Raw genomic sequence first — 26594 nt, forward strand, 5'->3', positions numbered from 1 at the left:
GCCTCGGTGCCACATCGGACACGTCCATGCCATCGGACACGTCCGTGCCATCGGACACGTCCATGCCATCGGGCACGTCCGTGCCATCGGGCACGTCGGCGCCATCGGGCACGTCGGCGCCGTCAGGAGTGGCCGAGGTCCTCCGTGGGGGTGTCCGGCTCCGCCGGGACCGAACCGGAGTCCCGGGCCGGGCGCAGCGGGTACTCGTCCACTTGCATCGTGTCCAGGGCATGCGGCGCCGGCTTCGGCGGCTTCGGCATGACCGCCGCCTCGGAGTGCCCACCGCATCCGTACGACAGGGACACCACGTGTCCGTCCGCCGGGCCGAACTCGTTGCCACACACCCCGAACGCCTGCCGCAGCGAGCCCGCCAGCGGCACCAGGAACGCGCAGGTGAGGCAGCTCGCCGGGGCGGCCTGGGCCATCGGCGTCCGCGCGCCGAACGCCTCGTCCCACCGGTCGGCCGCCGAGCGCAGCCCGTACCGCGACAGCACCCGCGCCCGGCGCATCCCGAGCTCGTCCGCGACCGCCGCGATCGCACCGCGGTTCGTCGTCGCGGGGCGGGTCGTCAGCTCCGCGTCCTCCGCGTCGACGAGATCGGCCATCTCCTCGGACACCTCGGGGACCGCGGAGTTCGGCGGCGGCTCGTCCTCGCCGGTGTAGCCGGGCTCCAGGCGGATGTCGTCCGCCTCGGTGGGCAGCAGATCGCCGGGCCCCATGTCGCCGGGGCGCAGGCGCTCGCTCCACGGCACCCACTCCGGGGCGAGGAGCGCGTCGCTGCCGGGCAGCAGAACCGTCTCGTCAAGGGTGACCTTCTTCGCACGGGACGCCCGGGCGACGGTCACCGCCCAGCGCCAGCCCCGGTAGCCGGGCTCCTTGCACTCGAAGAAGTGCGTGACGACCCGGTCTCCCTCGGAGACCACGCCCACGTGCTCTCCGACGACCCCCGGCGCGGCCGCTTCCTCGGCCGCCGCGCGGGCCAGGTCCACCGCCTCGACGCACAGGCGGTCGGGGGCAGGGGTACGGGCCGTACGCCTTCGCGTCGTCACAGCACTCACAGGTCTCGCTTCTCTCCTACGCCAGTCTCACGGGCGCGCCTGCACATCCATCGATTTCGGCCGTGGCGGGTGCGGGCGGAGCGGACCTGGGGGCCGCGTCGACGTCCGCGCCCGTCGTGCCTGCCTCGGGCGCACCTTCTGCCATCCATTCTGCGGGATCGCCGATAGGCGCGCGGCCGAGAACAACCGCCGGTGGCGCGCTACGCACGCTACCCCCTTCGTCGTCCCCCGCCCACCTGCCCGTCCCGAACCGGGGGTGCGCGGCAGGGGACGGGCCGGACGTACGTCCGGGGTCGCACACTGGCCCGACAGGGCGGAGTGCGTCCGCGCCCCGGGCCGGTCCCGGTTCGCGGCCACCCCCGGCGGGGCACTATGACGGGGTGACTTCCGCCCGGTCGCACCAGGATTCCGGCCCGTTCCGCAGGACGGGGCGGGCGGTCGGCCGTGCCCTTCGTTCCCCTTTCGCCGGTGCCGCCCGGGGCATCCGGAGGGCGACGCACGCGCACGGCGCCGGGGAGTCCGGTCTCGGCAAGCTGATCGAGCTGCACGCCGTGAACGGCGCGGGCGACGTGATGATCACGGTGGCGCTCGCCTCGACGGTGTTCTTCGCCGTGCCGACGGACGAGGCCCGCGGCCGGGTCGCGCTGTACCTCGCCGTCACGATGGCGCCCTTCGCGCTTCTCGCACCCGTGATCGGTCCGCTGCTGGACCGGCTGCCCCACGGCCGCCGGGCCGCGATGGCGGCGGCGATGCTGACCCGCGCGGTGCTGGCGCTCACCATGTCGGGCGCGGTCGCCACCGGCGGCCTGGAACTGTATCCGGCCGCGCTGGGCGTGCTGGTCTGTTCAAGGGCGTACGGGGTGGTGCGCAGCGCGGTGGTGCCGCGGCTGCTGCCACCCCGCATCTCCCTGGTGAAGGCGAACGCCCGGGTCACGCTCGCCGGGCTGCTGGCGACGGGTGTGGCCGCGCCGATCGGGGCCGGGCTGCAGTTCATCGGTCCGGCCTGGCCGCTGTACGGGGCGTGCCTGGTCTTCCTCGGCGGGACGGTCCTCGCCTTCACACTGCCGCACGAGGTCGATTCCGCGAAGGGCGAGCGCAGGGCCCGGCTGGTGCCGCCGTACGGTGTGCTGCCCCCGCGCCCCCGGACGGAGCGGAACGGACACGAAGGCCGGAAGAAGGACCGCGGGACGGATCCGGGGAAGAACGGGCGGTGCGCTCGTGGGCGAGGACTCCTGGGCCGGGGGCGCGACGGCGAGCGGCGGCCCGGGCTGCGGTCCGTGGGACCTGCCGTGCTGAACGGCCTCCAGGCCAACGCCGCCCATCGCATGCTCTCCGGCCTCCTCATCTTCTTCCTGGCGTTCCTGTTGCGCGACCAGCCGCTCGCCGGTCAGAACGCCGCCGTCTCGCTCGGCATCGTCGGCGTGGCGGCCGGGCTGGGCAACGCGCTCGGCACGGTGGTCGGGTCCTGGGTCCGGGCCCGCGGCCCCGAGGTGATCACCGCCTCGGTCCTGGCCCTGGCCCTGGGGGTCGCCGTGCTCACCGCGTTCTTCTTCGGCGCCGTCACGGTCGCCGTGCTGAGCGCGACGGCCGGCTTCACCCAGGCCCTGTCGAAACTCTCGCTGGACGCGATGATCCAGCGGGACGTGCCCGAGGAGGTGCGGACGTCCGCGTTCGCCCGCTCCGAGACGGCACTCCAGATGGCGTGGGTGGTCGGCGGCGGCATCGGCATCGCCCTCCCCCTCAACGGCGTACTGGGCGTGTCGGTCGCCGCGGGCGTTCTCGCCCTCGGTGCCGCCACGTCCGTACGGGGGCTGCTGGGCGCCGCCAGGCGCGGCTCGCCGCACCCCCGCGTGGCATGAGACGGGGCGACCGATAGCCTTCGGCTCATGACCGTTGCGTTCTTCTCCGGTAAGGGCCGTCGAATCGGCGTCGCTCTTGGTGCCGTGTCCGCGGGACTCCTTGTCCTCTCCGCCTGCGACAAGCCGACGCCGCTCGCGACCGTAACGGTCGGCGGCAACTCGGTGAGCTCCGAGGCGGCCTGCTACAACGACGGCAAGCCCCTCAAGACGTCCGAGATCAAGAGCTGCCTCAACAAGAAGGCGGAGAAGACCGTCGAGGTCGCGATGGACGACAAGGTCCGCTTCGGCGTCGACCCGGAGATCGCCGAGCACGGCTGGACCCTGTTCATCAACGGTCAGCAGGCCGAGCAGGAGCCGTACAAGAAGACCTACCGGTCCATCCCGGGCAGCGCCTTCTTCTCCAGCCAGACCGGCGAGACCACGAACAGCACGCAGGTCAGCATCGTGGAGACGCAGGGCAAGAACCTCACGGGCATCTGGCACTTCGAGCTGAAGAAGACGTCCTGACCCACCCTCTGCCGACCCCCGGCCCCGGAGGGCCCCTCCCCGTGCGTGTGCTCGTCGTGACCGCCGTCTCGGCAGAACGGGACGCGGTCACGCGCGCGTTCGGGGACGGGACACGGGTGACCGTGCGCCGGGTACCCGGCGCCGAACTCCACCGCGTGCACGGCTCCTGCGGCCCCGGTGTCGCCATCGATGTGCTCGCGGGCGGCGCGGGACCGGCCGCGGCGGCCGCCGCCACGGCCTTCGGCCTCGCCTCGGGACACGCCTCCGCCGCGCCCGGAAACGCCCCCGGGCCGATCTCCGGCCCCGCTTCCGGGCCCGCGCCGTACGAGCCCGTCTCCGGGCCGTACGGCCTCGCGCCCGCTCCGTACGACCTCGTGGTCTCGGCCGGGATCGGCGGCGGATTCGTACCCGCCGCCCCGGTCGGCTCGCTCGTCGTCGCGAGCGGGATCGTCGCCGCGGATCTGGGCGCGGAGACGCCGGAGGGCTTCGTCCCCGTCACGGGCCTGGGCTTCGGCCGCGACCGGCACGTACCGCCGCGTTCGCTGGTCCGGGACGTGACCGCCGCGACCGGCGCGCTCCCCGGCGAGATCCTCACCGTCTCCACCGTGACCGGCAGCGCGGAGCGCGCCGCCGCCCTGCTCGCCGCGCACCCGCGGGCCGCCGCGGAGGCCATGGAGGGCTTCGGCGTCGCGGAGGCCGCCGACCGGGCCGGCGTACCGGTCCTGGAGCTCCGGGCGGTGTCGAACGCCGTCGGCCCGCGCGACCGCGACGCCTGGCGCATCGGGGACGCGCTGACCGCGCTCACCGGGGCGTTCGGGAAGCTTCTCCCCGTACTGGAAGGTTGGACCCGCCATGACCGACACCACGCCTGAGCCGCTTCGCGCTCCTCGTTCCCCGCTGAGCATCGCCTTCTCGCCGTGCCCGAACGACACCTTCGTCTTCGACGCCTGGGCGCACGGAAGGGTCCCCGGCGCGCCCGCCCTCGATGTCACCTTCGCCGACATCGACATCACCAACGGCATGGCCGAGCGCGGTGAGGGCGACATCCTCAAGGTCTCGTACGCGGTGCTGCCGTGGGTCCTCGACGAGTACGCGCTGCTGCCGTGCGGCGGGGCGCTGGGAAGGGGCTGCGGGCCTCTCGTCCTCACGAGGGAACCGGGCACGGACCTGACGGGGCGGACGGTCGCGGTGCCGAGCGAGCGCTCCACCGCGTACCTGCTGTTCCGGCTCTGGGCGGCGGACGTCGTGCCGGGCGGCGTCGGCGAGATCGTCGTCATGCCCTTCCACGAGATCATGCCCGCCGTGCGTGACGGCAAGGTGGACGCCGGTCTCGTCATCCACGAGGCCCGATTCACGTACCGCGACTACGGGCTGCACAACCTCGCCGACATGGGCCGGCACTGGGAGGAGACCACCGGGCTGCCGATTCCGCTCGGCGCGATCATCGCGAAGCGGTCGCTGGGCACGGACACGCTGAAGCTGCTCGCCGAGTCGGCGCGCACCTCGGTACGGATGGCCTGGGACGACCCGGAGGTGTCCCGGCCCTACGTGCTGGAGCACGCCCAGGAGATGGACCCGGCCGTGGCGGACCAGCACATCGGGCTCTACGTCAACGAGTTCACGGCCGACCTCGGCGAGGACGGCTACGCGGCGGTCCGCGGGCTGCTGACCCGCGCGGCGGCCGAGGGGCTGGTACCGCCCCTCGGCCCGGACGCGCTGTCGTTCGTCTGAGACGGCCGCCGGATCCCGGGCACGCAGTCGTTCGTCGGCGACCGGCCGCCGCCGCGTCGCGCGGCCGGCCCGGGGCGGATCCCGGCCGTCAGACGTCGAGCTGGTCGGCGACCGCCCGCAGCAGGCCGGCGATCTTCTTGCCGGCCGGCTTGTCCGGGTAGCGGCCCCGCTCCAGCATCGGTGTGATGTTCTCCAGCAGGGTGGTCAGGTCCTGCACGATGGACGCGAGCTCGTCCGGCTTGCGGCGCTGCGCGGCGGCGACGGAGGGGGTCGGGTCCAGGACCGTCACCGACAGCGCCTGGTCTCCACGCTGGCCTGCGACGACACCGAACTCGACGCGCTGGCCGGGCTTGAGCGCGTCGACACCGTCGGGAAGCACGGAAGAGTGCACGAAGACGTCGCCGCCGTCGTCGCGGGAGAGGAAGCCGAAGCCCTTCTCGCTGTTGAACCACTTGACCTTGCCAGTCGGCAAAGCACGCACCCCATCTCAACCCGTATGCCGGAACAAAGCCTCAGCAGGTCAGGCTATCCAGTGGTGGTGCTCCCCTGCTGGCAGCAGCCTCCCCAGGTGGGGCACCCTAGTCAAGCCTGACCATTCGGACCGCTGTCCGGAAACGATGCCTGTGCCGCTCGCCGCAACCCGCGGGGCGGTCCTGTCGCCGTCGGGAACTACCCTGGCGGGGTGAGTACTACACCTCCTGGCGCGGGTGACCGGCTGGTCCGTATCGGCGCGATCGTCTTCTTCGTCGGCGCGCTGGCCACTCTGGCGACGGTGGCCCCGCTGTTCCTCGGCACCCGCCCGCTGCCGTCCATCGCCTGGTCGCTCTGCATGCTGATGGGCGTCGGCTTCCTGATCGCCGCGGCGGGCGTGGTGCGATCGGTGCGGGCGGGGGCGCGGGAGCGGTAGCGCCGGGGGCGTCGGGGGCGTCGGACACCTGGCGAACCCGGGTCCGCGCGCCCCGAATGCCCCATGTGTGGCGTGCGTGCCCAGGGTGGGACGCGCGTCCCGCGTGACTGATGTCGCACGTGCGCCTCACGTGCTCAGTCGCGCAGTTCCGCGGCTGCTCGGCTGTTCAGCGCGCGGTGTACGTCTCCAGCCAGGACGGGAACTCCGTCAGTGAGGACAGGACGACGTCCGCCCCCGCCGCCCGGAGTTCGGCGGCGTCGCAGGGGCCTGTGGTGACCGCGACCGACAGCGCCCCGGCCGTGCGGGCGCCCCGTACGTCGCCTATGTGGTCGCCCACATACACGGACGCGCCGTGCGCGCGCAGCGCCTCCGCCTTGGCCTCCGCCCACAGGCCGCCGATCAGCGCGTCGGGCTCGATCCCGAGGTGGGTGAGATGGAGTTGCGCGCTGGGGCGGTACTTGGCGGTGACGACGATCGCCCGGCCGCCCCGCTCCCGGATCGCCGCGAGCGACTCGCGGGCGCCCGGCAGGGCGGGGGTCGGGGTGATGGCGTGGGCGGGGTAGATCTCCCGGTACCGGTCGGCGCTCGCCGCGACCGCTTCGGCCGGGAACCAGTTCCTCAGCTCGTCGTCGACCGGCGGACCGAGCCTGCTCACCACCAGGTCGGCATCGATCCGTGTGCCCGTCTCGGCGGAGAGCGCCAGGTAGGTGGCCTTGATGCCGGGACGGGAGTCGATGAGCGTCATGTCGAGGTCGAAGCCGACCGTCAGTGCCGCCCGTGGGGGCGTGGGCTGGTGTGCGGGCATTCCCCCATTGTCGCGGCCCCGGTCACCGGCTCGGTGGCCGCGCCCCTCGGGCCCCGGTGAAGGCCCGTGGAACCCGGTGAAGCACCGTCAGACCGGGCGGCTCCCCGGTACGCCCCCGGGCCCCGTTGCATCCCCCGACCCCGGTCGCCCTCGGGGCGCAAAACGGGCGGTGCTTAGACTTAGCCAAGCCTAACTTTGCTTCGCCGCTCCGCCCGCCGTCCGATTGGGTCCGATGTCAGCCGCCGCACCACGCCGCTCCAGACGCGCACTCGTGACGGCGGCGGCCGTCGCGGCGCTGCTGGTGGCGGTGCTCCTCAGCCTGGCCGTGGGGGCCCGCACCATACCCCCGTCCGAGGTCTTCGACGCCCTGCTGCACGGCGGGGACTCCAACGCCGCCGAAGTCGTCCGGAACATGCGGGTGCCGCGCACCCTGATCGGACTGATGGTCGGTGCCGCGCTGGCCCTGGCGGGCACGGTCCTCCAGGGCATCACCCGTAACCCCATCGCCGACCCCGGCGTCCTCGGCATCAGTCAGGGCGCTTCGGTGGGCGTGGTGCTGGCCATCGCGTACGCCGGGGTCCACACCCTGGCCGGATACGTGTGGTTCGCCTTCGCGGGGGCGGCGATCGCGTCGGTCGCCGTGTACGCGATCGCCTCCAGCGGGCGCGGGGGCGCCACCCCCGTGAAGCTCGCCCTGGGCGGCGCCGCGATCAACGCGCTGCTGCTCTCGGTGACGACGGGGGTGCTCACGACCAAGGCGTCCGCGCTGGACGAGTTCCGGTTCTGGCAGGTCGGCTCGCTCGCCGGGCGCGAGTCCGTGGTGGTCGGTCAGATCTGGCCGTTCCTGCTGGTCGGGGCCGTACTCGTGCTGTCCGTCGCGCGCGGCCTCGACGCGCTGGCACTCGGCGAGGACGTCGCGAAGGGGCTCGGGCAGAAGGTCGCGACGGTACGGATCGTCGGGGGTGTCGGTGCCACCGTGCTGACCGGTGTCGGAGTGGCGGCGGCCGGCCCGATCGCGTTCATCGGCCTCGCCGTCCCGCACATCGCCCGCGCGATCGTCGGTGCCGACCACCGCTGGGTGCTGCCGACGGCGGCACTGATCGGACCCGTGATGCTGCTCGTCTCCGATGTCATCGGCCGTGTCCTGTTCCCGCCGAGCGAGGTCCCGGCCGGGGTGATGACGGCACTGATCGGCGTCCCGTTCCTGGTCACCCTGGTGCGCCGGAAGGCGGTGCCCGCATGAGCGCGCGGTCGTCGGTCGAGGTGCGGCCCACCGGTCGCCGGATGGCGCCCACCGGGTACCACGTGGTGCGGATCGGGGCGCGCGGCCGGTTCCTGGTGCACCGGCGGGCCCTCGCCGTCGCCTCCGGTCTGCTCGTCCTGCTGGCCGCCGTCTGCGTCGCGTACCTGTGCGTCGGCGAGAGCTTCGTGGCGCCCGGCGAGGTCATGAACGTGATCCTGGGCCGGCCGTCCCCGGACGAACTGGTCGTCGGCACGCTGCGGCTGCCGCGCATGGTGGCGGGGCTGCTGGTCGGGGCCGCGTTCGGGATCGCCGGCGCGCTGATCCAGACCGTCGCCCGCAACCCGCTGGCCAGCCCCGACATCATCGGCATCAGCCAGGGGGCGAGCGCGCTCACCGTCGGCGCGATGACGTTCGGCATCACCTCGTACACCGTCCTGCCGTACCTGTCCGTCATCGGCGGAGTGGCCGCGGCGGCCCTGGTGTACCTGTTCGCCTGGCGCGGCGGACTGCACGCCACCCGCTTCGTGCTCATCGGCATCGGCTTCGCCATCGCGCTGCGCTCGGTCACCACCCTGTTCATGACGAAGGGCGACTACCTGGTCGCCCAGCAGGCGAAGATCTGGATGACCGGATCGCTCAACGGCCGCGGCTGGGCCGAGGCCGCGCCGATCGGCTGGACGCTGCTGATCCTGCTGCCCGCGGTGCTGTGGGCGGCGCGGGCGCAGCGCACCGTCTCGCTGGACGACGACACCGCGACCGCTCTCGGGGTACGGCTCGGCCGGGTACGGCTGGGGCTCGTCGCCCTCGGCGTCGCCCTGGCGTCCGTGGCCACGGGGACGGCCGGACCGGTCGACTTCGTGGCGCTGCTCGCCCCGCAGATCGCCCGTCGGCTGACCCGTACCGCGCAGATCCCGCTGCTGTGCTCGGCGCTGCTGGGCGCGCTGATCGTGGTGGCCGCGGACCTGCTGGCCCGCAGGCTCTTCTCCCCCACCGAACTGCCGGTGGGCGTTCTGACGGCGGCGGTCGGCGCCCCGTATCTGATCTGGCTGATCATCCGCGGTCACGGCGGCGGTCGCGGCCGTAGTGGAGGTACCGCATGAGCTCGACCCGTACGCCCGATGCGTCGAACGCGCCCGACGCTCCCGGGGACGCGGCGGCCGTCTCCGGTGGGGCGGGGACGGTCGGGGCCACCAGCCGGCTCACCGCGCGCGGGCTGACCCTCGCGTACGAGGACCGCACCGTCGTACGCGATCTCGACCTGGCCGTGCCCGACGGCCGGGTCACCGTGATCGTCGGTCCGAACGCCTGCGGCAAGTCGACCACCCTGCGGGCGCTCGGCCGACTGCTGCGACCGAGCGGCGGATCGGTGTTCCTCGACGGCACCGAACTGTCGAGGATCCCCACGCGGCGGATCGCCCAGTCGATCGGTCTGCTGCCGCAGACCCCGGTGGCACCCGAGGCGATCACCGTCTCCGATCTCGTCGCCCGCGGCCGGCAGCCCCATCAGCACTGGTGGCAGCAGTGGTCGGAGGAGGACGAGCGGGCGGTGACGGAGGCGATGGAGCGCACCGACGTCAGCGCGCTGGGCGACCGGTCGGTGGACGAGCTGTCGGGCGGTCAGCGCCAGCGGGTGTGGATCGCGATGGCGCTGGCCCAGGAGACCGATCTGCTGCTGCTCGACGAGCCGACCACGTACCTCGACATCGCGCACCAGGTGGAGGTCCTGGACCTGGTGCGGCGGCTCACCGCCCCCGCGGCGGACGGCACCCGGGGCCGCACCGTCGTCACCGTGCTCCACGACCTCAACCAGGCCGCCCGGTACGCGGACCACCTGGTCGCGATGAAGACGGGGCGCATCGTCGCCGAGGGCCACCCGAAGGACGTGGTCACCGCGGAGCTCGTGCACGAGGTCTTCGGGCTGGACGCGGTGATCGTCCCGTGTCCGGTGACGGGTGCGCCGCTCGTGGTGCCGGGGGCGCCCTGGCAGCCCGCTCCGACATCGTGAACGCGCGGACCACGACCCCGCGGGCCATGTCCTGTGCGGGCCGTCTCGTACAGACCGTGTCCGTACGAGCCGTGTCCGTCCGCGCGAATCGCTGCCCGCGCCTGTGCCCGCACCCCCAGCCCGCACCTGCACAACCATGCCCGTACCCGTAACAGCGCCCGGAGCCGTGCCCGTATCGGCGAGAGCACCCCACCCTCGACACCCTCGATGAAAGGCCGACCATGACCACCCTCACCCGGCGCCGGGGTCTCTCCCTCGGCGCGCTCGCCCTGACCGGCGCGCTCGCGCTCTCCGCCTGCGGTTTCTCGGACTCCGGCAGCTCCTCCGAATCCGGTGGTGACGCCGCCTCCGCCAAGACCCGCACCGTCAGGACGGCCATGGGCGACGTGAAGGTCCCCGTGAACCCCCGGCGCGTCGTGGTCCTCGACACCGGTGAGCTGGACTCCGCGCTCAGCCTCGGCGTGCGGCCGGTCGGCGCGACGCACTCGGCGACGGAGGACGGCTTCCCCACCTACCTGCCCGCCGAGTGGACCAAGGGCATCGAGGTGGTCGGCGAGATCGCCAACCCCAACCTGGAGACCGTCGCCTCGCTGAAGCCGGACCTGATCCTGACCAGCAAGGTCCGTGACGGCGACCGTTACGAGCAGCTCGGCGCGATCGCCCCCACCGTGATGACGGAGTCCACCGGCTCCGCCTGGAAGCAGAACTTCCAGCTGCACGCGCAGGCCCTCGGCAAGGAGAACGAGGCGAAGAAGGTCGTCGCCGCGTACGACGCCCATGTCGCGGAGGTCACGAAGGTGCTCGGCGGCAAGGAGAAGGCCGCCGCGACCGAGGTCAACTTCGTCCGGTTCGTCGAGGGCGCCGACATCCGCATCTACGGCAAGCAGAACTACATCGGCTCGATCCTCGGCGACCTCGGCCTCGGCCGCCCGGCCATCACCGACAAGGCCAAGGACGGCTTCTCGTACGACGTGTCCTCCGAGAAGATCGACCTCGCGGACGCGGACGTCATCTTCACGTCGACGTACGGCAGCCCGGAGAAGGCGGGAACGAAGAAGACGATGAACAGCGGCCTGTGGAAGGGGCTGAAGGCGTCGAAGGCCGGAAAGGTCTTCGAGGTCGACGACCGCCTGTGGATCGCGGGCATCGGCTACACGGCCGCGGACAAGATCCTCGACGAGCTGCGGACGGACATGACGAAGTGACAGTGCGGCGGGGCGATTCGCATATCGCGCCGGTCTGCCCGGTGCCCCGGCCCGCCCCGCGACGTACCGCCGGGTGACATGACCCAAGCCCCGCCGCGCTCCCGACCGGGGGCGCGACGGGGCTTTCGTCGTGTGCGGAAGTCAGTACGGCGCGGCGGCGCGGAGTCGGGCGGGACCTGACGGACAGTCATGCCGCGTCGAACTCTCCCGACTTGATGCGCGCAACGAACGATGCGCACGCATGGGCGGGGATGGTCGGCACCGTGTTGCGACGACCCCTGGGATCCGTCGTCGCCCAGGAGACGTTTACGGATCGATCCCAGTTGTTCGGCACCTGCGGGCTCCCACGCTTCCCTCCATCACCCGCCCGGCCTGCGCCCTTGGTGGGCGGGCTGGTGCACTCGCCGGACTTGGCGGATATTGACCAGATGGGCACATGGGACAAGTCTGACGAGATGCTCGTCCATCAAGACGAGCCCTACAACGCCGAAGCGCCTCCTGGCGCCCTCCAATCCCAGATCACCCCCCTGGACACCTTCTACGGCCGCAACCACGCGCCGATCCCCCGCATCGACTCGGCGAACTGGCGACTGCGAGTGGAAGGTCTGGTCGATCGTCCGCTGGAGTTGTCGATGGACGATCTGCGCCGCTTCCCCGAGCGGACGGTGGCGGCGACACTGCAGTGTGCGGGCAACCGCCGCTCCGATCTCATCGAGGTCCGCGACATCCCCGGTCAGGTCCCCTGGGGCCCCGGAGCCATCTCCACCGCGAAATGGAGCGGGGCGAGCCTGGCGGATGTGCTCGCCGAGGCAGGAGTGCGGCCGGAAGCCGCCCACATCGCTTTCACCGGCGCCGATGTTTCACAGCGGGCCACTCCGCCCCAGCCCTTCGGCGGCTCTCTGCCGTTGGCCAAGGCAACCTCCAGCGAGGTGCTCCTGGCCTGGGCCATGAATGATCAGGCGCTGCCCGCCGCGCACGGCGCTCCGCTACGCGTGATCGTCCCGGGCTGGATCGGCGCCCGCAGCGTCAAATGGCTCCATCGCATCAGCGCACAGGCCGAACCGACCGACAACTACTTCCAGACCGAATACAGCATCCTGCCGCCCGAAGCCGACCCCACGGCGGCTGAACCGGGCGTCGGCATCACCCTCGGTCCGGTCGGTATCCACTGCGCCATCCTGCGGCCCGGCAAGAACGCCCACCTGGCCTCCGGGCCGATCGAGGTAAGCGGATTCGCCTTCGCCGGGGACGACCGGACCGTGGCACGCGTGGATGTCTCCACCGACCGCGGCCACACCTGGACCCACGCGGATCTCGACCCGCCGGAGAACCCCTGGACGTGGCAGCACTGGCGCACCACGCTCACCCTGCCCCCGGGCGAGGCCGAGCTCGTCGCACGCGCCTGGGACTCCGCCGCGGCCGTGCAGGCCGAATCCCCGGCAGCCGTCTGGAACCCCAGGGGATACGCCAACAACGCCGCGGCTCACCTGCACGTCACGTGCCGTCCGTGACCGGACGTCGTGGTGGATCTTCCGTCCTCACCCCGCCCGTCGCCGCGCCCGCCACACCAGGAACGCCGCCGAGGCCACGGCGGCCGTCCGGACCATCACCGGCCACGTCCCGCTCATCGCCTCCGCCAGGCCGTCCTGCGCGATCGGCTCTCCCCAGCGGCCCTCCATGCGGCCCCAGAGCCAGACGATCCCGCCCGCCACGACCACGCCCGGCAGCCCCATCGCCGCCCATTTCGCCTCGGCGCGGGACAGCGTGCGCGAGCTGTACGCGAGCAGCCAGCCGCCCGCCAGGGCCAGCCAGGAGCCCAGCACCGCGCCCGCGATCAGCAGCGCGGCGGCGACCAGCAGCAGAGGGTGGGAGAACCCGCCCCTCCGCGCCGCGCCCTCCTCCGCCTCCCGCGGGGCGCGGCGGAGCAGTCCGAGGAGCCGACGGCGCGGCGGCGCCGCCTCGTCGGGGTCGGCACCCTCGTCGGAGGACTCCTCCTCGTCCGCCCCGTCCGGGTGCTCGTCCGTAGCCGTACGGGGGCGTGGGACGGTGTCCCCGGCCGACGGCGGGCGCATCATGGCCGGGATCTCGACGCCCCCGGTGAACCCGGGCACGTCGACCCCGGCGCCGAAGGGTCCCGGCTCGACCAGCCACCAGTCGGGTTCGCCGCCGGACGGGCCCAGTTCGTCCGTCCCTGCCATGTGCGGCGGCGAGGGAACCCGTCCGGCCATCGGCGGCGGGGCCTCGTGGTTCGCCGGGTCCTCCGGGGCTTCCGGTTCCTCCGGACCACCGTCCTCGCGCTCCCGGCCGCCCCGGCCTTCCCAGCTGCCCTGGCCGTCCCGGCTCTCCCGCCCCGCCCTGTTTCCCCGACCGCGCCGTCGGTCGTCCGGGCTCTGCGGCCCGGCGGCCGACGCCTCGGCACCCGTACCGTCCCCCGGCTCCGTACCGGTACCGGAAGCCGCCCGTGCCGCGCCCCTGCCGAAGACGTCCTTCCTCAACAACCCCCTGCGCGTCTCACGGGGAGCGGGAACGGCACGTTCCGACCGCTCGGGGGGCGGCTCCACCGGTCCGTCGCCCGGCTCGGCAGCCGCGGCGACCAGTTCGTCCGGCGTGCCGAGCCTGCCGATGATGCGCCGGACGGCCGCCGGGGTGTCCGCCGACTGCTCACGGCGCTGCCGGTCGATCTCGCCCCGGAGCGTCGACACGAGCCTCATCCGCGTGCCCGAGGGCAGTTGTTGCTGCTGGGCCAGGTCGCCGACCCGGCTCAAATAGTCGTAGACGAGCTGGTCGCTCTCGATCCCCACGCGCTGGTTCCCCTCCTGCCGCCGCCCTGCACCGCCGACGGTAGCGTCCTGACCCGCCCGGAGCGACCACCACGGAACGCGGGGCGACGCCGGATGGGGGCTCCCCGCCACGGACTACGACTACGGTGGGACGGATGGGGACGACCACACCACCACGGACGCTCGCCGAGGCCCTCCGCGCCCGGGACGACGAGTCGCTGGCGGGGCTGCTGCGTGCCCGCCCCGATCTCCTCACCCCCGTGCCCAACGACATCACCCAGCTCGCGACGAGGGCCGGCACCCGCGCCTCCGTCGTACGGGCGCTGGAACACCTCGACCGGTTCGCGCTCCAGACCGCCGAGGCGCTCGCCGTGGCCCCCGACCCCGCTTCGTACGAGACGCTGCTCGGCCTGCTCACCGGCGACGGCGAACAACAGGACGGCGAATGGCAGGACGGCGGACGGCCGCACGCCGACGGCCACGGCGAGCGGCACGACGCCGCGCACACCCGCACCACCGCCGAGGCGCTCACCGAGGCGATCGCGGACGCGCTGCCCGCCGCCCTGGGCACCCTGCGCGAACAGGCCCTCGTGTGGGGCGAGGACGAGCGGCTGCACCTGGTCCGCACCGCACGCGAACTCCTCGCCCCGTCCCCGCGGCACCCCTCCCCGACCGGCCTGGGCCCGACCGTCGCGGAGGCCACCGCAGGTATGTCGCCGGGCCGTCTCCAGGAGATCCTGGCCGCCGCCGGGCTGACCGCCACCCATGACCCGGTCTCCGCCGTGGCGGCCCTGACCGGTCTCTTCACCGACCGGGCCGCCATGGCCGGACTCCTGGACACCGCCCCGGCCGAGGCCCTGTCCGTCCTGGACCGGCTGGTGTGGGGGCCGCCGTACGGGGAGGTCACCCCGAATCCCGCCCCGCCCGTGCGGTGGCTGCGCGACCGCGGCCTGCTGCTGCCCGTGTCGGCCCGCACCGTGGTGCTGCCCCGCGAGGCCGCCCTGCACCTGCGGGCCGGACGCGCCCACCGCGTACCGGAGCCGCAGCCGCCCGCCGTCGAAGCGGTCGCGCACCGCGATCCCCAGGCTGTGGACAGTGCCGCGGCCGGCCAGGCGTTCCTGGCGGTGTCGACCGTCGAGGAGCTGCTGAAGGGCTGGAACGGCGGCGGACCCGCGACGCTGCGGGCCGGCGGGATCGGCGTACGCGACCTGAAACGGACCGCCGCCGCCCTCGACGTCCCCGAACCGGTCGCGGCGTTCTGGATCGAACTCGCCTACGCGGCCGGGCTGGTGGCCTCCGACGGGGAGGCCGAGGAACGGTACGCTCCGACGCCCGCGTACGACGACTGGGCCGAACTCCCCGCCCAGGAACGCTGGGCGCACCTCGCCACCGCCTGGCTCGCCGCCACCCGGACCTCCGGCCTGATCGGCGGCCAGGACGCCAAGGGCCGGATGCTGTCCGCACTCGGCCCCGGTCTCGACCGCTCGGCCGCGCCCGAGGTGCGCCACCGGGTCCTCGCACTTCTCGCCGCCCTGGAACCGGGCACCGCCCCCGATCCGGGCACCGTCCTCGCCCGGCTCCGCTGGGAACGCCCCCTGCGCGGTACCGCCGCGTCCCCTTCCCCTGCCGCCTCCGGGTCCTCCTCCCCCACCGGTTCCGGCTCCGACGGGGACACGGGGGACCTGCGGACCCGGATCGCCCTGTGGACGCTGAACGAGTCCGAACTCCTCGGCATCACCGGCCGCGGCGCGCTCGCCGCGCAGACCCGGGCCCTGCTCGCGTCCGGCCCCGCCGAGGCCGCCGCGCTGCTCGCCCCGCTGATCCCCGAGCCGCTGGACCACGTCCTGCTCCAGGCCGATCTGACGGCCGTCGCGCCCGGCCCGCTGGAACGCCCGCTGGCCGACACGCTCTCCGTGCTGGCGGAGATCGAGTCGAAGGGCGGCGCCACCGTCTACCGGTTCACGCCCGGGTCCGTTCGCCGCGCCCTGGACGCCGGGCGGACGGCCGCCGACCTGCACGCGTTCCTCGCCACGCACAGCCGCACGCCGGTGCCGCAGCCGCTCAGTTACCTCATCGACGACGTGGCCCGCCGCCACGGCCATCTGCGGATCGGCGCCGCCTCCTCGTACGTGCGCTGCGACGACGAGACCGTGCTGAACGAGATCCTCGCCGACAAGCGCGCGTCCGCCCTGCGCCTGCGCCGCCTCGCCCCGACGGTCCTGGCCGCCCCGGTCGACCCGGCGTCCCTGCTCGAAGGGCTGCGTGACATGGGATACGCTCCGGCCGCCGAGTCGGCCGAGGGTGATGTCCTGATCACTCGCGCGGGCGCCCACCGCACCCCGCCCCGCACAGCCCCCGCCCCCGTGCCCGAGGGACCCCCGGTCCCCGACACCACCCTGCTCGGCGCCGCGGTCCGGGCGATCCGCGCCGGGGACGCCGCCGCGACGGCGCCCCGCAAGGAACGGGACCAGGACGCCGACGCCCCGCCCGCACCGCCCGGCTCGCTGCCCCGCACGTCCGCCGCCGAGACCCTCGCCACCGTCCAGGCCGCCGCGCTGACCGGCTCGGCGCTCTGGATCGGCTACGTCAACGCCGAGGGCGCCGCCAGCCAGCACGTCATCGCCCCGGTGAAGGTCGAGGGCGGCTACGTCACGGCCTACGACCACACGGCGGACGGCGTCCGCACGTACCCGCTGCACCGCATCACGGGCGTGGCCGAACTGGCCGACGACGCGACGCCGTGAGTACCACGAGGCCGTGAGTACCACGAGGCCGTGATTGTTCCGGGCCCGCCCGCAGGTCAGGCGGGGTCCATGTCGCGGAAGCGCTCGAAGGTCTCCGAGCCGGTGGCGCCCCTGTTCCACTTGACGGTCAGGGTGTCGCCGTTCTGGCTGAGGTTGCCGACCCGGTCCTTGTCCTCGACCCGGGCCCCGTCCTGTCGGCACAGCAGCGCGACCTCCAGGAAGTCGCCGCTCTCGTCCTTCTGCCAGCGCCCCTTGCATTCGAACCCGTCGCCGTCGCTGAGGATCGCGTTGACCCGGGCGGGCTCGTCGACGTACGCGTCACCGAGCGCCAGCATGCCGGAGGCGGGGCCCTTCCACACGGCCTGGAGACCGGTCCCGGTGGGCTCGGGGACGTACGGGTTCCGGTCGGGGGTCTGCGACTCCTCGGACGGCGGCTGCACGGTCGGGAGCTTCTCGCTGCCCGAGCCCGGGCCGGACGGCGAGGCGCTCGGGCTCTCCTTGGCCGCGGGCGGCGCGTCGTCACCCCGGCCGACCGCGAACCACACCCCGCCGGCCACCACGGCGAGAGCCACCACGGCGGCCGTCACGATGAGCCCGGTACGCCGCTTCCCCCGGCCGGGCGTCTGCCCCGGCGGTACGGGCCCCGGCGCCTGTCCGGGTATCTGCCCGGGCCCCGGTGTCTGTCCCGGACCGCCGGGAAGGGGGCCGTGCGGCGGCGGGTAGCCGCCGTACGGCGAAGGCTGCGGCCCGCCGGGCTGGGCGTACCCCGGCTGGGCATGTCCCGGTTCGGCGTATCCCGGCTGGGCGTACGGGTTCCCGGCCACGGGCACGCCCGGCGGCGGCGCCTGCGGCCTGCCGGGAGCGGGCTGCGGCGGCGCTGCCGGTGGAACCTGCGGAGGAACCGGCGGAGGCGGCGGGTGACCGAACGGCTGCTGCGGCTGCTGCGGCTGCTCACCAGGCTGCTGGGACACGTGGCTCCTCCCCCGAGGCCGACCGCTTGTCGGCACGTCGCTTCTTTGTACCAGTCGACCGGGTACCGACTTTCCGGGTACCGGCACCAGGTACCGGCCGACCGGCGCCTCCGGTCGCCCGGTGCCCGCGTCCGGTCCGGCCCGTGTGGCGCACGACCCACGCACCCGGCCCGCACATGCGGCAGACTGGACGTTTGGCCGTTCCCGGCCGCTCCCCGCAGCAGAAAGGGCCGACGCGCGTGACCGGACCCCTCATCGTCCAGAGCGACAAGACACTGCTCCTCGAAGTCGACCACGGCATGGCCGATGCCTGCCGTCGCGCCATCGCGCCGTTCGCCGAGCTGGAGCGGGCGCCCGAGCACATCCACACCTACCGGCTGACGCCGCTCGGGCTGTGGAACGCGCGCGCCGCCGGGCACGACGCCGAGCAGGTCGTCGACGCGCTCGTGCAGTACTCGCGCTACCCGGTTCCGCACGCGCTGCTCGTCGACATCGCCGAGACGATGGCCAGGTACGGCCGCCTCACGCTCTCCAAGCACCCGGTGCACGGACTCGTGCTGACCTCCACGGACCGCCCGGTGCTGGAGGAGGTGCTGCGGTCGAAGAAGGTCCAGCCGCTGGTCGGGGCGCGGATCGACCCGGACACGGTGGCCGTGCACCCGTCCGAGCGCGGGCAGATCAAGCAGACGCTGCTGAAGCTGGGCTGGCCCGCCGAGGACCTGGCCGGTTACGTCGACGGCGAGGCGCACCCCATCGAGCTCGACCAGGACGGCTGGGCGCTGCGGCCCTACCAGGAGCAGGCCGTCGAGGGGTTCTGGCACGGCGGCTCCGGTGTCGTGGTGCTGCCCTGCGGCGCGGGGAAGACGCTGGTCGGGGCCGGTGCGATGGCGCGGGCCAAGGCGACCACGCTGATCCTGGTGACGAACACCGTCTCGGCCCGGCAGTGGAAGCACGAGCTGGTGAAGCGGACCTCGCTGACCGAGGACGAGATCGGCGAGTACAGCGGTACGCGCAAGGAGATCCGGCCGGTCACCATCGCCACGTACCAGGTGCTGACGACCCGCCGCAAGGGCGTCTACCCGCACCTGGAGCTGTTCGACTCCCGCGACTGGGGTCTGGTGGTCTACGACGAGGTGCATCTGCTGCCCGCGCCCGTCTTCAAGTTCACCGCCGACCTCCAGGCCCGGCGGCGCCTCGGGCTCACCGCGACCCTCGTGCGCGAGGACGGCCGCGAGTCGGACGTGTTCTCGCTGATCGGGCCGAAGCGGTTCGACGCCCCGTGGAAGGAGATCGAGGCGCAGGGCTACATCGCGCCCGCCGACTGCGTCGAGGTACGGGTCGATCTGACGGACTCGGAACGGCTCGCGTACGCGACCGCGGAGGCCGAGGAGAAGTACCGGTTCTGCGCGACGACCGCGACGAAGCGCAGGGTGGCCGAGGCGCTGGTGCGCAAGCACAAGGGCGAGCAGACCCTGGTCATCGGGCAGTACATCGACCAGCTCGACGAGCTGGGCGAACACCTGGACGCGCCGGTGATCAAGGGCGAGACGACCAACGCCCAGCGGGAGAAGCTGTTCGACGCGTTCCGCGAGGGCGAGATCAGCGTCCTGGTGGTGTCGAAGGTCGCGAACTTCTCGATCGACCTCCCGGAGGCGACGGTCGCCATCCAGGTGTCGGGGACGTTCGGCTCGCGGCAGGAGGAGGCGCAGCGGCTCGGCCGGGTGCTGCGGCCGAAGGCGGACGGGCACGAGGCCCGGTTCTACTCGGTGGTGGCCCGCGACACGATCGACCAGGACTTCGCGGCGCACCGTCAGCGTTTTCTGGCCGAACAGGGGTACGCGTACCGGATCGTCGACGCCGACGAGCTGCTGAGCGGCGGCTGATTCCCGTCCGGGGAGCGGCCGGTCCTCTCCTCGCTGCGGGGAGGCGACCGGGTGGTGGCTCGGCGCGCCGCTCAGCGGGTGCGGGTGCGGGTGCGGATGCCCGCCTCCTCGGCGTACTCGCCCATGACGACCACTCCGAACGCGGCGCGGGCGTAGACCTTGACGGCGCGCAGGGCGTCGCCGAAGCGGTGGGTGTGCGGGTGACCGGTGGCCGCCGTCGCGTCGTGCGCGGGACCGGTCCTGCGGGGGTTCAAGGTGACGGTGCTCATGTGTTCCATGGTCCTGCGCCCGATGCCCGCGGACATCGGCCCGCGGGCGGAACCGGCGGGCGGAACGCGTAGCCCTGGGGTCGTACGCGGTCGTCTCCGCGACGGACCCGAGCGCCCCCATCCCCTACGGGACGCGGCCCGCCGCCCCGGAGACGGCCCGGGTACCGGGAGACGGCCCCGGGGCGGCGCGGGCACCCCGGAACGGCCCCGTCGACGGCCCTGGCGAAAACCGTTCGCCCCCGACCGGAACGGCCGATACAATCGCCGGTCTGCCCGCCTCCCGCACCGTGGTACCGGCCCGCGCCGGCAGCCGGGGGAGCGCCGCCGACCGGACGGAAACCGGCCGACATCCGTACGCCCGCACCACCGCGTACGTACCCCGTGATCGATCCCCGAGCGGACCGCATCGCCCCACCCCGGCCCGGCCGTACCGTGCCGAGCCGTGCCGGACCCGTGCCGCGCGAGGGGTGATCCGCGGTCCGCCGTCCTGCGTTGAACAGCCGGAGGCAACACCGTGCCCGCGCACGAACACGAAAGCGTCACCACCGATCCGCTGGTCCGGGAGCGCGCCCATCTCGCCGCGTCCCGCTCCGCGTTGCGCGCCATGCGCGAGGACGTCCAGGCCCTCGACATCACCGATGTCACCGCGAACTGGGTCAACGCGGCCGTTCTCCAGTCCCAGATCGACGAGCGCATCAAGTCCCTCGCCGATCTCGCCCACACCCCGCTCTTCTTCGGGCGTCTGGACTATCTGCACGAGGTGGGCGCCGATCAGGCCGAGGGGGCCGGGGGAGAGCGGTTCTACATCGGTCGCCGTCACGTCCACGACGCCGACGGCGACCCGATGGTCGTCGACTGGCGCGCGCCCGTCTCGCAGCCGTTCTACCGGGCGTCGAAGAAGGATCCGCAGGACGTCGGCCGACGCCGCCGCTTCGGGTACACCGGCGGTGAACTGACCGCGTACGAGGACGAGGACCTCACCGATCCGGCGGAGGCCGAGCGGACCAGCAGGCTCCTCCAGGCGGAGATCGAACGGCCCCGTGTCGGTCCCATGCGGGACATCGTCGCGACGATCCAGCCCGAGCAGGACGAGATCGTCCGCAGCGGCCTGGGCGGGACGGTGTGCGTCCAGGGAGGTCCGGGGACCGGCAAGACCGCCGTCGGCCTGCACCGGGTCGCGTACCTGCTCTACGCGCACCGCGAGCGGCTGGCCCGGACCGGGACGCTGGTCATCGGGCCGAACCGGTCGTTCCTCCACTACATCGAGCAGGTGCTCCCGGCGCTGGGCGAGCTGGAGGTGAAGCAGGCGACCGTCGACGACCTGGTGACGGCGGGCGCGGCGGCGGGCACGCCGGGCGCCGCGGGCATCGAGGTACGCGGTACGGACGCGGCGGAGGCCGCCGTCGTCAAGGGCGACGCCAGGATGGCCGAGGTGCTGCGGCGGGCCATCCGTTCGCACGTGACGACGCCGACGGAACCGGTCGTGGTGGTGCGCGGTTCGCGCCGCTGGCGGGTGCCCGCGTACGAGCTGGAGGAGATCGTCGCCGAACTGCTGGCCCGGGACATGCGGTACGGGGCCGCCCACGAGGCGCTCCCGCAGCGCATCGCGCACGCCGTCCTGGTCCGGATGGAGGAGGCGGGCGAGGCGCCCGACGACCGGGTGCAGAACGCGGTGGCCCGCAATCCGGCGGTGAAGGCGGCCGTGAAGGCGGTCTGGCCGGCCGTCGACCCGGCCAAGCTGGTGCTGCGGCTGCTCTCGGACGCGGAGTTCCTGTCCACGCACGCGGACGGGCTGCTCACCGAGGACGAGCAGAAGGCGATCCTGTGGGTGAAGCCCGCCCGGAGCGTGCGGTCGGCGAAGTGGTCGGCCGCGGACGCGGTCCTGATCGACGAGGCGCGTGACCTGGTGACGCGGACGCACTCGCTGGGCCATGTGGTGCTCGACGAGGCGCAGGACCTGTCCCCGATGCAGTACCGCGCGGTGGGCCGCCGTTGTTCGACGGGTTCGGCGACGGTCCTCGGCGACCTGGCGCAGGGCACGACGCCGTGGTCCACGGAGAGCTGGACGCAGGCCCTGAGCCATCTGGGCAAGTCGGACGCGGTGGTGGAAGAGCTGACGGCGGGCTTCCGTGTGCCGCGCGAGGTGATCGCGTACGCGTCCCGGCTGCTGCCGGTGATCTCGCCGGGGCTCGCGGAGGTGGAGTCCGTGCGGGAGTCGCCGGGTTCGCTGGAGGTACGGGCGGTGGCCGGTCCGGCGGAGCTGGACGCGGCCGTGCTGACGGCGTGCGAGGAGTCGCTGACCCGGGAGGGCTCGATCGGGTTGATCGCGGCCGACGCACGCGTTCCGGCGCTGGCCGAGGCGCTGACGGCCGCGGGCCACGCGTATCTCTCGCCCGGTGAGGAGACGTCGGCCGAGGCCCGGCTGACCCTCGTTCCGGCGTCGCTGGCGAAGGGTCTGGAGTACGACTACGTCGTGCTGGACGAGCCCGCGGCGGTGGTGGACGGCGAACCGGACACGCGCACGGGGCTGCGGCGGCTGTACGTGGCGCTGACCCGTGCGGTGTCCGGACTGACGGTCGTGCACGCGGCGGCGCTGCCGGACGAGTTGGCGTAACGGCCGGGGTACGGAGGCCGGTACGGCACGGGACCGGATACGGGGCTGGGCACGGGACAGGGACCGGTGCCGGACCGGATACGGCCACGGGCACGGGCACGGGGACAGGGGCCGGTGCCGGACCGGGTACGGGCGGGCGGCCCGTGGCCCGTACCCCGTCGGAGGCATCCGCCCATCGGGGCACCCGCCCGGCGGGTGCCCCTCCCCCGCTCACACGTCGGGGACCCTCACGCGCCAGGGACCCTCACGCGTCGGGGACCCTCACGCGTCGAGGACCGTCCGCCACTCCCGTACCGCCGCCGCGTCCACCGGGCCCGACCAGCCCTGCGGGCGGGCCGCTCCGCCGATGTGCACCGCGTCGATGCCCGCCGCCAGCAGCTCCGGCAGATGGTCCAGACGGAGTCCGCCGCCCACCAGGATCCGCGGCTCGTAGCCGGGTTCGTCCTTGCGCGCCGCCTCGGCGACCAGTGTCGGGATGCCGTCGTCGACGCCCTTCGGGGAGCCCGCCGTGAGGTAGGTGTCCAGACCGGGCAGGTCCGCCAGCTGCTTGCGCAGTGCGTCCCGGTCGGCGGCGCGGTCGATCGCCCGGTGGAACGTCCAGCGGCAGCCCTCCAGTTCGGCGACGAGCCGCTCGACGGCGACCAGGTCCGGGCCGCCCTCGGCATCGAGGAAGCCCAGGACGAACTCCTCGGCGCCCGCCTCCCGCAGCTCACGTGCCCTGGCCACGAGGACGTCGAGATCACCGGCGGCGAAGCCGTCCGCCAGCCTGATCATCACCCGCAGCGGGATGTCCACCGCCGCCCGGATCTCCGCGAAGGTCGCACAGGACGGGGTCAGGCCGTCCGCCGCCATGTCGGTGACCAGCTCAAGCCGGTCCGCACCACCCGCCTGGGCGGCGACCGCGTCCTCCGCGTCGAGAGCGATCACCTCCAGGACTGCACGGTTGCTCATCGGAACCCAATCCTCCAGGAAGCGGCAATAGGTCAACAGGTCTAGTCCAATGGCCAGCCTACGGGGAGATCACCCGCGGACACAGCCCGAATACGGGCCGAAGGGCCGTGAGCTCGGACGCATCCCGCCTCCGGACGCACACACTCCCGGGCGGCCCGGGCATTTCCGCCTTGCGTTTAATAGGGGAGGGGGGTATACCTGAAGGCGTAGGCATACCCCCCAGGGGTATGAGGTCTCCGCCAGGGAGGACATCGTGTCCGCGCATACCGCCACCACCGGCACCGGTTCCGGCACGGCCGCCGGCGCCACCGCAGAGGTCGAGCTCGCGATCGGCGGGATGACCTGCGCCTCCTGCGCGGCCCGCATCGAGAAGAAGCTCAACCGGATGGACGGGGTCGAGGCCACGGTCAACTACGCCACCGAGAAGGCCAAGGTCAGCTACCGGGGCGAGGACGTCTCCGTACAGGACCTGATCGCCACCGTCGAGAAGACCGGTTACACGGCACACGAACCCGCTCCCCCGGTACGCACCGAGGAGGGCTCCCCCGCCGCGGGCGCGGAGGACGACGAGCTGCGGCCGCTGCGGCAGCGGCTGGTCACCGCCGTCGCCCTCGCCGTGCCGGTGATCGCCCTGTCGATGGTTCCGGCGTTCCAGTTCGACTACTGGCAGTGGCTCGCGCTGACGCTGACGGCTCCGGTTGTCACGTACGCCGCCTGGCCGTTCCACCGGGCCGCCTGGACCAACGCCCGGCACGGGGCGGCGACGATGGACACGCTGATCTCGGTCGGCACCTCGGCCGCGTTCCTGTGGTCGGTGTGGGCACTGTTCTTCGGTACGGCCGGGATGACCGGCATGACCCACCCCTTCGAGCTGACGATCGGCCGCAGCGACGGCGCCGGGAACATCTACCTGGAGGCCGCCGCCGGGGTCACCGCCTTCATCCTCGCCGGGCGCTACTTCGAGGCCCGCTCCAAGCGGAAGGCGGGCGCGGCCCTCAAGGCGCTCCTCGAACTGGGCGCCAAGGAGGTCACCGTGCTGCGCGGCGGCCGTGAGGTGACCGTGCCGACGGCCGAACTCCAGGTCGGCGACCGCTTCCTGGTTCGGCCCGGCGAGAAGATCGCCACCGACGGCATCGTCGTGGAGGGCGCCTCGGCCGTGGACGCGTCGATGCTCACGGGTGAGTCGGTGCCGGTGGAGGTCGGTGTCGGCGACTCGGTCACGGGGGCCACGCTCAACGCGGGCGGCCGGCTGGTCGTCGAGGCGACCCGGATCGGCGCCGACACGCAGCTGGCCCGGATGGCCAGGCTCGTCGAGGACGCGCAGAACGGCAAGGCGGCGGCACAGCGCCTCGCGGACCGGATCTCAGCGGTCTTCGTCCCGGTCGTCATCGCGCTCGCGCTCGGCACGCTCGGTTTCTGGCTCGGCAACGGGGCGGGGCTGACGGCGGCGTTCACGGCCGCCGTGGCCGTACTGATCATCGCCTGCCCCTGCGCCCTGGGCCTGGCCACCCCGACCGCCCTCATGGTCGGCACCGGCCGCGGCGCCCAGCTCGGCATCCTGATCAAGGGCCCCGAAGTCCTGGAGACCACCCGCCGCGTCGACACCATCGTCCTCGACAAGACCGGCACCGTCACCACCGGCCGCATGACCCTCCTCGACGTCCACACCACCACGGACACCACCGAGACCGAAGTCCTGCGCCTCGCCGGCGCCCTGGAACACTCCTCCGAACACCCCATCGCCCAGGCCGTCGCCACCGGCGCCACCGAACGCACCGGCACCCCCCTCCCCACCCCCGAGGACTTCACCAACGTCCCCGGACTCGGCGTCCAGGGCATCGTCGACGGCCATGCCGTCCTCGTCGGCCGCGAACAACTGCTCGCGGAGTGGGAGATCCACCTGCCGGTCGAGCTGGCCCGGCAGAAAGCCGCGGCGGAGACGGCGGGCCGGACGGCCATCGCGGTCGCCTGGGACGGCGAGGCGCGTGCGGTCCTGGAGGTGGCCGACGCGGTGAAGGACACCAGCGCGGAGGCCATCGAGCGGCTGCGGGCCCTCGGCCTGACCCCGATCCTGCTGACGGGCGACAACCGGGCGGTGGCCGAGGCCGTCGCGGCCGAGGTCGGGATCGACACGGTGTACGCGGAGGTCATGCCCGAGGACAAGGTCGACGTCGTCAAGGAACTCCAGTCCCAGGGGCGCTCCGTCGCCATGGTCGGCGACGGCGTGAACGACGCGGCGGCGCTCGCCCAGGCCGACCTGGGCCTGGCGATGGGTACGGGAACGGACGCCGCGATCGAGGCCGGTGACCTGACCCTGGTGCGCGGGGACCTGCGGGCCGCGGCGGACGCCATCCGGCTCGCCCGCCGGACGCTGGGCACCATCCGAACCAACCTGTTCTGGGCCTTCGCCTACAACGTGGCCGCCCTGCCGCTCGCCGCGGCCGGACTGCTCAACCCGATGATCGCGGGCGCGGCGATGGCGTTCTCGTCGGTCTTCGTGGTCGGCAACTCGCTGCGGCTGCGGGGGTTCCGGGCCGCTTCGTAGGCCCTCCCCCTCCCGCCCGACGGGGCCCGCCCGGCCGCTCCAGGCCCGGCGGGCCCCGTCGCGCGTGTCCGCGGCTCCCGGCCGACGGCAACGGCGACAGCAACAGCGCTAGCCACGGCAGCGGCAGCGATGGTCGTCGGCGGTGACGGCAGCAGTGACGGCAATCGGCGCCCGGGGCACTGGTGCTGTGGCCGGAGAGGTTCGCCGGGAAGCTCGCGGCGTCCGGTGCGGTGCATCGCAACGCGGAGGATCGCCCTCGTACTGGACGTACTCGGGTGATGCGACAACGCGGCGAGGTGCCGTGCCGGGCGGTGCGACGGGGCAAACGTCCCCGCGCACGCCTCCGACCAGTGGCACCAGATCCCCGACCGCACGGGCCTGCCGTACCACCAGGCGACCGGCTACATGCACGACAGGGACAATCGGGTCGAGGGATGGGGCCGCGTCGACTGGAGCGGGACCACGGTCGAGGTGCACGCCGGAGCCAAGCTGCTGGCAGGCAGCCAGGGGGAGTGCG

General features: G+C 73.4%; 21 protein-coding genes. 14 read left to right on the forward strand and 7 right to left on the reverse strand.

Annotated elements, in window-relative coordinates; translation table 11 throughout:
• Positions 1-122 precede the first annotated feature (122 nt).
• Positions 123-1058 carry a DUF3027 domain-containing protein gene (locus tag AMK22_RS16280; RefSeq protein ID WP_199883235.1) on the reverse strand — a complete coding sequence of 312 codons (936 nt, stop codon included), beginning with the start codon at positions 1056-1058 and terminating at the stop codon, positions 123-125.
• Positions 1059-1438: 380 nt separating this feature from the next.
• Here AMK22_RS16280 and AMK22_RS16285 point away from each other — a divergent pair, with 380 nt between their 5' ends.
• Genes AMK22_RS16285 through AMK22_RS16300 form a run of 4 tightly spaced genes read left to right on the forward strand, consistent with a single transcriptional unit; the run spans position 1439 to position 5155 of the window.
• The gene (locus AMK22_RS16285; protein WP_073785636.1) at positions 1439-2917 is read left to right on the forward strand and encodes an MFS transporter; all 1479 of its coding nucleotides are present in this window, start codon (positions 1439-1441) and stop codon (positions 2915-2917) included.
• Between the two features lie 27 nt (positions 2918-2944).
• On the forward strand, positions 2945-3424 hold the full coding sequence (locus AMK22_RS16290) for a DUF2771 domain-containing protein (RefSeq protein WP_073785637.1): 480 nt from the start codon (positions 2945-2947) through the stop codon (positions 3422-3424).
• Positions 3425-3465: 41 nt separating this feature from the next.
• Positions 3466-4296 carry a futalosine hydrolase gene (locus tag AMK22_RS16295; RefSeq protein WP_073785638.1) on the forward strand — a complete coding sequence of 277 codons (831 nt, stop codon included), beginning with the start codon at positions 3466-3468 and terminating at the stop codon, positions 4294-4296.
• Positions 4277-5155: a 1,4-dihydroxy-6-naphthoate synthase gene (locus tag AMK22_RS16300; protein WP_073785639.1), complete on the forward strand. Its 879-nt coding sequence runs from the start codon at positions 4277-4279 to the stop codon at positions 5153-5155. The genes AMK22_RS16295 and AMK22_RS16300 overlap by 20 nt, the downstream gene beginning before the upstream one ends.
• Positions 5156-5243: 88 nt before the next feature.
• On the opposite strand, the gene AMK22_RS41775 is transcribed toward AMK22_RS16300, so the two are convergent.
• A complete protein-coding gene (locus AMK22_RS41775) occupies positions 5244-5627 on the reverse strand; it encodes a cold-shock protein (RefSeq protein WP_073785640.1) in 384 nt (127 codons plus the stop codon).
• Between the two features lie 210 nt (positions 5628-5837).
• On the opposite strand from AMK22_RS41775, the gene AMK22_RS16310 reads away from it, so the two are divergent.
• A complete protein-coding gene (locus tag AMK22_RS16310; RefSeq protein WP_073785641.1) occupies positions 5838-6062 on the forward strand; it encodes a hypothetical protein in 225 nt (74 codons plus the stop codon).
• Positions 6063-6228: 166 nt separating this feature from the next.
• On the opposite strand, the gene AMK22_RS16315 is transcribed toward AMK22_RS16310, so the two are convergent.
• Positions 6229-6867 carry an HAD family hydrolase gene (locus tag AMK22_RS16315; protein ID WP_073785642.1) on the reverse strand — a complete coding sequence of 213 codons (639 nt, stop codon included), beginning with the start codon at positions 6865-6867 and terminating at the stop codon, positions 6229-6231.
• 232 nt (positions 6868-7099) lie between these two features.
• On the opposite strand from AMK22_RS16315, the gene AMK22_RS16320 reads away from it, so the two are divergent.
• The 5 genes from AMK22_RS16320 (at position 7100) to AMK22_RS16340 (ending at position 12831) form a co-directional block, all read left to right on the forward strand.
• Positions 7100-8110 (forward strand): FecCD family ABC transporter permease, encoded by a 1011-nt coding sequence (locus tag AMK22_RS16320; RefSeq protein ID WP_073785643.1) that lies wholly within the window; start codon positions 7100-7102, stop codon positions 8108-8110.
• Positions 8107-9210 (forward strand): FecCD family ABC transporter permease, encoded by a 1104-nt coding sequence (locus AMK22_RS16325; RefSeq protein WP_073785644.1) that lies wholly within the window; start codon positions 8107-8109, stop codon positions 9208-9210. Before AMK22_RS16320 ends, AMK22_RS16325 begins: the two co-directional genes overlap by 4 nt.
• Positions 9207-10115 carry an ABC transporter ATP-binding protein gene (locus AMK22_RS16330; RefSeq protein WP_242433996.1) on the forward strand — a complete coding sequence of 303 codons (909 nt, stop codon included), beginning with the start codon at positions 9207-9209 and terminating at the stop codon, positions 10113-10115. Before AMK22_RS16325 ends, AMK22_RS16330 begins: the two co-directional genes overlap by 4 nt.
• 221 nt (positions 10116-10336) lie before the next feature.
• Positions 10337-11320: an ABC transporter substrate-binding protein gene (locus AMK22_RS16335; protein WP_073785645.1), complete on the forward strand. Its 984-nt coding sequence runs from the start codon at positions 10337-10339 to the stop codon at positions 11318-11320.
• 428 nt (positions 11321-11748) lie between these two features.
• On the forward strand, positions 11749-12831 hold the full coding sequence (locus AMK22_RS16340) for a sulfite oxidase (protein ID WP_073785646.1): 1083 nt from the start codon (positions 11749-11751) through the stop codon (positions 12829-12831).
• A gap of 27 nt (positions 12832-12858) precedes the next feature.
• On the opposite strand, the gene AMK22_RS16345 is transcribed toward AMK22_RS16340, so the two are convergent.
• The gene (locus tag AMK22_RS16345) at positions 12859-14121 is read right to left on the reverse strand and encodes a hypothetical protein (RefSeq protein WP_073785648.1); all 1263 of its coding nucleotides are present in this window, start codon (positions 14119-14121) and stop codon (positions 12859-12861) included.
• 134 nt (positions 14122-14255) lie between these two features.
• On the opposite strand from AMK22_RS16345, the gene AMK22_RS16350 reads away from it, so the two are divergent.
• Positions 14256-16844, forward strand: coding sequence for a helicase C-terminal domain-containing protein (locus tag AMK22_RS16350; RefSeq protein WP_073785650.1), 2589 nt, complete (start codon positions 14256-14258; stop codon positions 16842-16844).
• Between the two features lie 56 nt (positions 16845-16900).
• On the opposite strand, the gene AMK22_RS41780 is transcribed toward AMK22_RS16350, so the two are convergent.
• Complete coding sequence (locus AMK22_RS41780) at positions 16901-17815, reverse strand: hypothetical protein (RefSeq protein WP_073785652.1); 915 nt, start codon at positions 17813-17815, stop codon at positions 16901-16903.
• A gap of 239 nt (positions 17816-18054) precedes the next feature.
• On the opposite strand from AMK22_RS41780, the gene AMK22_RS16360 reads away from it, so the two are divergent.
• Positions 18055-19698, forward strand: a complete 1644-nt coding sequence (locus tag AMK22_RS16360) for a DNA repair helicase XPB (RefSeq protein WP_073785654.1) — start codon at positions 18055-18057, stop codon at positions 19696-19698.
• A 71-nt stretch (positions 19699-19769) separates the two neighbouring features.
• Here AMK22_RS16360 and AMK22_RS16365 read toward each other — a convergent pair whose 3' ends face one another.
• Positions 19770-19967, reverse strand: a complete 198-nt coding sequence (locus tag AMK22_RS16365) for a hypothetical protein (protein WP_073785709.1) — start codon at positions 19965-19967, stop codon at positions 19770-19772.
• A gap of 514 nt (positions 19968-20481) precedes the next feature.
• Here AMK22_RS16365 and AMK22_RS16370 point away from each other — a divergent pair.
• On the forward strand, positions 20482-22581 hold the full coding sequence (locus tag AMK22_RS16370; protein ID WP_073785656.1) for a HelD family protein: 2100 nt from the start codon (positions 20482-20484) through the stop codon (positions 22579-22581).
• Between the two features lie 261 nt (positions 22582-22842).
• Here AMK22_RS16370 and AMK22_RS16375 read toward each other — a convergent pair whose 3' ends face one another.
• A complete protein-coding gene (locus tag AMK22_RS16375; RefSeq protein ID WP_073785658.1) occupies positions 22843-23532 on the reverse strand; it encodes a copper homeostasis protein CutC in 690 nt (229 codons plus the stop codon).
• Between the two features lie 253 nt (positions 23533-23785).
• On the opposite strand from AMK22_RS16375, the gene AMK22_RS16380 reads away from it, so the two are divergent.
• On the forward strand, positions 23786-26077 hold the full coding sequence (locus AMK22_RS16380; protein ID WP_073785660.1) for a heavy metal translocating P-type ATPase: 2292 nt from the start codon (positions 23786-23788) through the stop codon (positions 26075-26077).
• The last annotated feature ends 517 nt before the right edge of the window (positions 26078-26594 follow it).

This window comes from Streptomyces sp. CB01580, from assembly GCF_001905795.1.
In the GTDB taxonomy this organism is placed as follows: Bacteria; Actinomycetota; Actinomycetes; order Streptomycetales; family Streptomycetaceae; genus Streptomyces.